The organism is Clostridia bacterium (genome assembly GCA_036562685.1).
Lineage (GTDB): Bacteria > Bacillota > Clostridia > Christensenellales > DUVY01 > DUVY01.
The window spans coordinates 1-2241 of sequence record DATCJR010000125.1; the positions used below are offsets into that span (position 1 = coordinate 1).

The following is a 2241-nucleotide window of genomic DNA, read 5'->3' on the forward strand; positions in this document are numbered from 1 at the left end:
CGAGCTTTTGAATATGCAAAAAAACGAGCGCGAAAAATACGAAAAGTTCTATAAGAGCTTTGGAAGAACATTAAAATACGGAATTTATTCTGACTTTGGTACGCACAAGGATGAATTGGAAGACCTTATCATGTTCTATTCTTCCAAAGAAAAGAAACTTGTTACATTAGATGAATATGTAAGCCGTATGCCTGAAAATCAGAAATATATCTATTATGCAACAGGTGAGAGCGTAGAAAGAATAGAAAAACTGCCTCAGACCGAAGCAGTCGCAGAAAAGGGCTTTGAGATTTTGTTCTTTACAGAAGAAATTGATGAATTTGCTATCAAAATTATGGATAAGTTCAAGGATAAAGAGTTCAAGTCCTTGTCAGATAGCGGAGATATTGGTCTAGAAGACGAAAAAGAAAATAAAACAGAAAAACAAGCAACAGAAGACAAAGAAGTTTTTGATGCTGCAAAAGAATTGTTAAAAGACAAGGTAAAGGATGTGCGTGCATCCAAAAAGCTAAAAACTCATCCTGTATGCATGAGCAGTGAAGGCGCATTATCCATTGAAATGGAAAAAGTATTGTCCACTGTTCCTAACTATCCTGGAATGAAAGCGCAAAGAATTTTGGAAATCAATACATCTCATCCGGTATTTGCTTCACTAAAAAATGCCCATAAGACGGATAAAGATAAGTTTGCATTATATGTAAACTTGCTGTACGAACAAGCCTTGTTAATAGAAGGTCTGTCCGTTTCAGATCCTGTAGAGTTATCCAATAATATCTGCAAGCTTATGGTTTAACCATATATATTTTTTACTAAAGATGAATTGCTGTTAAATATTCGAAAAAACTAGATAATATATAACAGCAATAATTGAGGAAATTATGCAAAGCATTGATCAAATTGATAAGAATCTAAAAGTTGAAACTTCTATTAATGAGCCGGATATAAAATTTTTAGATGTAAAAAATGAGCCTTTTAGGGTTTATGGACTTTATAATTACAAAAAAGAACAGGTATTCAAACGAATGCCTGATGAAGTTGCGGCAACCGTTAATAACGGCGTAGCTCAATTAAATTTTCATACTGCTGGCGGACGGGTGCGATTTTCTACTGATTCGCGTTATGTGGCAATCAAAGCAATAATGCCTTCTGTTACACATTTCGCTCATATGCCTTTATCGGGAACATCAGGTTTTGATTTGTTCATAGATAACGGCTCAAGCAGTAGATATTATGCCACTTTCATGCCTCCAGCAGACATGAAAACAGGCTATGAATCCATAGTATATTTTGACCAGCCTGGACTAAAACATATCACTATCAATTTTCCTTTATACAATGGGTTGAACTCTTTATATATAGGACTGCAAAGTTCTGCCCATATTGATAAAGGCTTGGAATATAAATACCAAAAGCCGGTTTTATATTATGGATCCTCAATCACGCAAGGCGGATGTGCTTCTCGTCCGGGAAATAGTTATCAAGCTATTATTTCAAGAAAATATGATTGCGATTTTATTAATCTTGGCTTTTCGGGAAGTGCCAAAGGCGAGGAGACTATAGTCGATTATATGTCTGGGCTTGATATATGTGCTTTTGTATGCGATTATGACCATAATGCGCCGTCTGCTGAGCATTTAAATGAAACTCATGAAAGACTTTATAAGAGATTTAGAGAAAAATCTTCTGTGCCTATTGTTTTTATCTCAAAACCAGATTTTGATAAAAACCATCAAGACAACATTAAGAGACGAGATATTATATACACAACCTATATGAATGCCCTAAAAAATGGGGATCAAAATGTGTATTTTATTGACGGTCAATATCTTTTTAAGGATGAAAATAGAGATTGCTGCACAGTAGATGGATGTCATCCAAATGATGCCGGATTTTTAAGAATGGCAGAAGTTATCGGTTATACCGTAGGTTCGGTTTTATCCAAGTTGTGATTGGAAATCGTATTTAATTAAAATGCGAATTGTTTAAAAATTTAAAAAACGCTGACAAAATTATGTCAGCGTTTTTTATAACAATAAACAGTCATTTTCGTAAAGTGTATATTAAAATTTATTAAAAAAATATAAAAAAAGGCCCCGGATAATGCCGGGGTTATTTTATTCATTAATCATATTATCGTATTTATATGCAAGCACCATTAGATTGTCTCTTAGATGTACATTTTCTACTATTACATCGTCTGGAACATCAAGATCTACATAACAGAAATTAAGAATTGCTTTG

3 protein-coding genes are annotated in these 2241 nt (G+C 33.9%); 2 read left to right on the forward strand and 1 reads right to left on the reverse strand.

Going from position 1 to position 2241, the window contains the following annotated elements:
• Both VIL26_05585 and VIL26_05590 read left to right on the forward strand, forming a co-directional pair.
• Nucleotides 1–793, forward strand: a 793-nt coding sequence (locus tag VIL26_05585; protein ID HEY8390405.1) for a molecular chaperone HtpG, incomplete at its 5' end; no start/stop codon positions are given.
• Between the two features lie 85 nt (nucleotides 794–878).
• Nucleotides 879–1949, forward strand: coding sequence for an SGNH/GDSL hydrolase family protein (locus VIL26_05590; protein HEY8390406.1), 1071 nt, complete (start codon nucleotides 879–881; stop codon nucleotides 1947–1949).
• Between the two features lie 165 nt (nucleotides 1950–2114).
• Here VIL26_05590 and VIL26_05595 read toward each other — a convergent pair.
• Nucleotides 2115–2241 (reverse strand): redox-sensing transcriptional repressor Rex (locus VIL26_05595; protein ID HEY8390407.1); only part of this gene is annotated, 127 nt, incomplete at its 5' end.